The organism is Microbulbifer rhizosphaerae (assembly GCF_014191725.1).
GTDB lineage: Bacteria > Pseudomonadota > Gammaproteobacteria > Pseudomonadales > Cellvibrionaceae > Microbulbifer > Microbulbifer rhizosphaerae.
This window is the reverse complement of the sequence record NZ_JACHWZ010000012.1, coordinates 177,884-184,402: the sequence shown is the minus strand read 5'-3', so window position 1 is coordinate 184,402 and position 6,519 is coordinate 177,884. Positions and strand designations below refer to the sequence as shown.

The 6,519-nt window shown below is 60.2% G+C and carries 3 protein-coding genes; all 3 read right to left on the bottom strand.

Features of this window, described 5'->3' with window-relative positions; all coding sequences use genetic code 11:
* Window positions 1-119: 119 nt before the first annotated feature.
* Window positions 120-1,400 (bottom strand): efflux RND transporter periplasmic adaptor subunit, encoded by a 1,281-nt coding sequence (locus FHS09_RS13940; protein WP_183460914.1) that lies wholly within the window; start codon window positions 1,398-1,400, stop codon window positions 120-122.
* 346 nt (window positions 1,401-1,746) lie between these two features.
* Entirely contained in the window at window positions 1,747-3,741 is a 1,995-nt protein-coding gene (locus FHS09_RS13935) for a sulfotransferase (protein WP_183460912.1), read from the bottom strand.
* A 155-nt stretch (window positions 3,742-3,896) separates the two neighbouring features.
* Entirely contained in the window at window positions 3,897-6,518 is a 2,622-nt protein-coding gene (locus FHS09_RS13930) for a TonB-dependent receptor (RefSeq protein ID WP_183460910.1), read from the bottom strand.
* Window position 6,519 lies beyond the last annotated feature (1 nt).

Here is a 6,519-nt window from a genome sequence, read left to right as displayed (position 1 = left end):
GCCCCCTCGATGTGGCTCTGTGTTTAGGGTTCTTTCCAGCCTCCAAACATAACCCACGATGTCGAGGCTGGGCAGGTCAATCCATGATGTCTACATGACACGATCACCCGAGTCCCGGGTTACTGCTTGAGTGCGATCAGTTGTGCGTTTTCCAGTCGGTCGGCGGCGGAGATTATGATTTGGTCGCCTTCTTTGAGGCCGGAGACGATTTCCACCTGGTTCAGGCCCAGGGCGCCGATCTGGATGGGCACCCGCTCCGCCTGCTCCTCGCCATTCAGGCGGAAGGCGTAGCGGCCGCCGCTCTGGTCCAGGAAGGCGCCGCGCTTCACCAGCATGACGTCTTCGCGGTTTTCCAGCAGGATGCGGGCGGTCAGGCGCAGGTTCTGGCGCAGGTTTTGCGGCTGGCCTTCGGCGAAGCGCACCCGCGTTTCCACCTGTCCGTTGATGACCTCCGGGGAGATTGCGGTGATTTCACCCGGGAGTTTCTTGCCGCCCAGGTTGATTTCCACCGCCATGGCCAGACCGAGATCGTCGGCATAGTTTTCCGGCACGGCGGCTTCCAGTTCGAAGCTGGTGAGGTCCACCACGGTGATCAAAGGAATGTTGGCGGCTACGGCGCTGCGCTGGGCCACCGCCAGGCTTCCGATAGTGCCATCCACCGGCGAGAGTATTTCCAATTTGCCCACCCGCCGCTGGAGTTCCTCCACCTGCAGGGTCTGCTGGGAAACCTGCAGTTCCAGGGTCTGGGTTTCGAAGGTCAGCGCTTCTTTTTCCAGTTCGGCATTCTGTTCGGCCTGCCGGTATTCCAGTTCGGCGCGGGCTAGGTCGTCGCTGGCCTTTTCGAAATCGAGCTGGGAGATAATCTGTTTTTCAATGGAAACTTCTGCGCGCTTGAGTTCGCGCCGGGCGGCGGTGAGGTCGACTTTGGCCAGGTCGGCTTTCTGGCGATTTTCCAACTGCTGGCGCTTGGCCTGGATTTTCTGCCGCTGCAGTTCCACCGAGAGCTTGTTGAGCAGGGCTTTTTCCTGGGCCAGCTGGTTGGAAAGCTCGGGGCTGTCCATTTCCGCCAGCAGCTGTCCGCGCTCGACGGTATCGCCGGCCTTGACCGCGAACTTGACAATGCCCTGGGCGGGGCTGAACAGGGTGGGGCTGTTGGCGGCCACCACTTTGCCCTGGACTATCAGGTCGCGCACCAGGTCGCCGCGCTCCACCTGGGCGATATTGACCCGCGACAGCGACAGGGTGCCGTCAACGGAACCGGTGGCCCACCAGGATTTGATCCCCCAGGTGAGAAAGACGATTGCCAGTAGCCCGGCGGCAGAGGATTTCAGCAGTTTTGGGTTTTTCCAGGGGGGAGCGGCATCTATTCGTATGTCCTGCCCGGAGGTGTCTCTGATCATTGTGGCTTTCCGTTACTCGTTGCTTGTTATCGCCTCGGCGCGCCCGCTGGGGTGTGACGCGCCGGGGTCCGAATCTGGATGCAGTGGCGAAGGGTTGTTCGCCGTCCCTGCCGGCTCCAGAGCAAGGGCTGTGCCAGTTTTAAATTTATCTGTAACTGCTTGAAGATAAAGGAGTTTTAGAGTTCTATCGGGAGGTGGGAGGAAGCGTGGGTGTCCGCTTTATGTGTCCGCTGTCCGCCAGGAGAGCGCCGGACACCAGATGATTGAGAGCGTGGTATTTCGATCAGGGGAGGGAGGGGTATTTTAAGGGGCCCGAAGGCAGGCCCCTGCGGGAAGCCATTGAAGCCTAGTGGTCGCAGCGTGCCAATACCGATGCGCTCAATGTTTCTTTCAGCGGAGAGAGCCAGGGTTCGAAGTGCCGCCACTGTTCGACAGCGCTGCGGTAGATGGGCTGGCGAACCTGCTCGGAGCTGGGCGTGCGCACGTTGCGCTCGGTCTTGTGAAACTCCAGGCAGGCCTGTTCGAACGGCAGCTGGCAGAATTCGAGCATTCGCCGCACCTGGGTTTCCAGGTCGGCCACCACGTCTTCGTGCTGCACCCGCAAAACAAAACCGGGCAATACCGCATCCCAGTGATCCATAAGCTCGACATAGTCCCGGTAATACTGACCCAGATCCCGGAGGTCGTAACTGAACTCCTGCCCTTCGGCGAACAGTTGTTTGTAGCCACTGAAACAGCAGGCCATGGGATGGCGGCGGGCATCGATGATCTTGGCATTGGGCAGGATCAGTTTGATCAGGCCGATATGCCGGAAATTATTTGGCATCTTGTCGATGAAAAACGGAGCGCCCTGGCGGTGTATACGGGTATCGCGAAGGTATTCCTCACCGAGCTGCGCCAGCTCCGCGTCGGACAGGTGTTGCAAAATCTCGGGATAACCCGCTTCCTGTCCCTCTCGCGACAACCTGCGAAGCCGCTGGGACAGCGACAGGATGTTGGGCAGCTCCAGGGTGCCATCCACCTGGGAGTGGGACGACAGGATCTGCTCCAGCAATGTGGAGCCGGCGCGGGGCAGGCCCACAATGAAGATCGGGTCCGGCGCGGGGTGACCAGTCGAAGCCCGGCTTTCGAACAACGCCCGTGTGCAGACCCGGTGCTGGGCTTGCATATCCTCGGTCAGCTGTTCGGCACGGTAGCGGCTCTGGGCCTTCTTCAGCTGATTGCCCCGGGAGTAGTACTCGAATGCCAGCTCATATTCCTCTCTGTCCTCGTAAGCCTTGCCCAGCGCAAAACACAGATACACCCGTTGCATGTGCGTCAGGTTGGCTGTTTGCTCCAGCTGGAGCATCTGGTCGACTTCCCTATCGGAAAAGGTGTAGACCTTGAGATTGGCGAGGGAAAAATACGCTTCACCATGATGGGGGCGGCTCGCCAGTGCGGCCTTGTAACAGCCCACCGCTTCGTCAAAGCGCCCGCAGGTTTTCAAGGCATGCCCTTTGGAGGTTAGCGTGTTGGCATCGCCGGGTACCCGATCCAGGATCTGGTCAAATACACGCAAGGCAGCCGCATAGTCCCCCACCTGCAGGGATTCGATGGCAAACAGCGACTTGAACTGTACGTTGTCGGGCGCTTGATCCAGGAGGCGTTTGGCTTCATTCAAGGCCTTCTGGAATTTCTGCCGTTTTCGCAAGGCCTGGATGTAGTCCATTCGGACTTGCACATTGTCCGGACTGAATTGGACGGCGCTTTCCAGCAGGAACTCGGCATCTTCCAGAACGCCAAGGCGCAGACCAATATCCGCCAGCAATCGCATTGCCTCGATGTGGTGGGGCACTTTCTCCAGGAACTGCCGGCAAAGTTTCTCGGCCTTTTGCAGCTTGCCCTGGGCAATCAGGTCGGTTACGGCCACCAGTACCTTGGGCAGTTTCCGCAGCCGCTCCAGCTGTGCCCGGATCGGGATAGCCTCCGCTTCTCTGCCCTGCTGATGCAGAATTTCCCACTGCGCACGCCAACTGGCCTCCAGAACCGGGTTGATCTGGCAGGCCCTGCCGTAGGCCGCGAGCGCCTCGTCCAGCGCGCCCATGCGGCGATACAGGTGCCCTTCCTCCTGGTGAGCCCGGCCGTGGTCGGGTGCCAGGGCCTTGACGCGCGCCAGGCATGCCAATGCCGCTTCAAAACTACCCTGATAGCGATGACAAACGGCGCTCATGTAGAGCGCCTCGGTTTCGTCGGGATTCTGTGCCAGGTGTTGGCTGAGATCGGCCAGGGCCGAGTCAAACTGGCCGGCCTGGATCTTTTGCTGAATCGACGATAACACCGATTCAGGTTGCTCACTTTGCACAGCTCACCTCTCTATGCCGTGCCCGGCATTCTGATCGTCCCTCTTGTAGACCTGCTCCCGGTGCCGCTTGGCGCCCGGCAGGGGCGCCCCTAGGCCGGGCGCCGCTAGGCCGGGCGCCCCTAGTCGGGCACCCCGGCTTGCGGCTTGTGGTCAGGTTAGAAGTGGTAGGAGCCCCGGATACCGAAAGTTCTCGGCCGCGACACCGAAACGCGACTGCGATCGAACACGAAGTTCCCGCTCAATTCAGCCCGTTCGTCCGTCAGGTTTTTGCCAAAGAATTCCGCGGACCACTTGTCAGTGGTAATACCCGCGGTCAGTCCCAGCATGGCCCAACTGTCCAGCTCCATCCTGTTGATGCTGATGATATCCGTGTAGGAGGAGTCTGAATAGGTGACGTGGGGCATTACGTGGTAGGTCGACCCCGAAAAACCCTCCCACTCGTACCGCGCCTGCAGATTGGCCTGGAATTTGGGTGCGAAGGCCAGCTCATCGCCGACCTGTACGTCGTCGGTCGGGGTGAGCACCTCAGTGATCTCTGTGTCCAGAACCGAGAAGGAACCGCTGACCAGAAGTCCGGATACCATATCCGGTGCCCAGGTGAAGTCCCCCTCAACGCCCTTGACTTCCGCGTTGGCCGCGTTGTCCGAGAAGAAGAGGTTGGTAATGCTGGGGTCGAAAATCGTGGTTTGAAGCTTTTCGATCTCCACGAAAAACAGGCTGCCGTTGAAACGCAGCTGGCCATCCAGTAAATCGGTCTTCCAGCCCAGCTCGTAGTTGGTGGTGTCGTCCGTATCCAACGCGAAGGGCACCGTGTAATCCCCGGCGGACGCCCCGCCGGGCCGGTTCAACAGCCCCGGCCGGAAGCCCTCCGAGGCGGTGGCGTAAAGCAGGTGGTCGTCCGTTGGCATCCACTGTAGTGTGAACTTGAAGATGGTTCCGTCGGTGGCGGCCACATCCGGCGCCCGGGTTGCGTTGAAGATCTGGTTAGCCTGCTCCGCGGAGAGTTCCGGATCCGTCGCCATGATCTCCTCCAGCGACATATCCCGCGTATATGTGATATGCCGATCAGTGTCACAGGCGCCACGGAAGGTGTATTCACCGTCACCGTTGTAAATATCACTGATATCGGTGCCAAAGGCGTTGGCGTCGTCGTCGACCGTCTCGCCGCCGAGATTACAGAAGGACGAGTTGGCGCTGCCTTCGAAATCCACCTCGATGTCGTAGTAACGCGCGCCGACAATGGCTGAAAACGCATCACTCAGCTCGAAAGTGACTTCCCCGAACGCGCCCATTTGCTGGTCGGTGCGTTTGACATCGTTGCGGAAAATCACGCCTTCGGGATAGGGCCCCGCATCTGAGGTGTAGCCCGTGGTAAAGGATTTGTTGGGCCCAAAGCCGGTTTGACCCTCCGCCCAGCCGGCGACCTGTGTCGATCCCGGATAAGTGAAATCGTTGCGCTCGCGCAACTCCATATCGCTATAGAAGGCGCCGAAGGTGGCATGTATGCGCTTGTCATCCGGAGTGGAAAAGCGCAGCTCATGCGTGCCCACTTCAGCTTCGCTGGTGGAGTTGACATACAGGTTGGGAGCCTGGCAGGTGCCGCTGGGCGCATCCCCCCCGTAACTTACCGACCCGTCGCAGATGTAATAGGGCAGGTACTGACCCACGAACAGGTAATCGGAATAATCCACCAGTTGATCGGAGTCCCGTTTGGTAAAGGCTCCGGTGTACACCATCTCCAGCTCCGCCAGTCTGCCCTCCAGGGTCCAGTTGACGTTCTGGTAGGAATCTTCCAGGGAATCCTCCGAGAAACGCTGGATTTCCATGTCGTCCAGATCCGGGTCGACGAAGAAGACACCGTCCGAATCGATGGTCTGCTGCGCGTAGCCTACCAGCAGGCTCCAATCCTCGTTGATATCCCAGAGCCCGCTCAATCGGCCGCCGGTATAGGTGGTGTCATTGAAGTCTTTCTGGACCAGGTCCGCATTGTCCGCTTCCAGAAAGGTCACATCGCTGAGATCCGCATCGTGCTGGATGCCCCGCCGTTGGGCGCTGACCGCCACGCCGTTGTCGCGCAGGGTGCCCTCGGGCCGGAAGCGCGCAGATTCGGCTGCCGAGCGCGTCCCCGCCACATTGTCGATGTAGCCGCCCTGGTGGTCCACATAGACCACACCGCGCAAGGTCAGGGTATTGGTCAGCGGCAGGTTCGCCACCGCTTCGAGGTTCTGGCTCGGCTCGCCGCCGGATGTGAAGGAGGTGCCGACTTTGATATTGCCGCCCGCGTCGGTCGGGTCCGGCTTGTTGGTGATCAGGCGCACGGTGCCGGCCTGGGAACTCGCCCCGAACAGGGTGCCCTGGGGGCCGGCCAGTACTTCCACCCGATTCAAATCGGCGGCGTAGACATCCAGGTTGCGTCCCGGCTGCGACAGCGGCTGCTCGTCGAGGTAGAGCGCCACGTTGGGGGCCAGACCCGCCACACCCGCGGTGGTCAGGTTGGGTGTCGTGGAGGCGACACCGCGGATATAAATGGTGTTCTGCCCGGGGCCGCTGCCACCGGCGGTAATGCCCGGCATTTGCACCATATAATCCTGGAAGTTCGATACTCCCATCTGCTCGAGCTTTTCCTCACCCATTGCCGACACGGCGACGGGAATATCCTGGGTGCTCTCGGCCCGCTTGGTCGCGGTGACCGTCACCTCCTCAATAGTGGCCGCATGCGCGGAACTCGAGGCGATGGCCGCGACTATGGCACTCGCTAATGTAGTTTGTTTAAACATG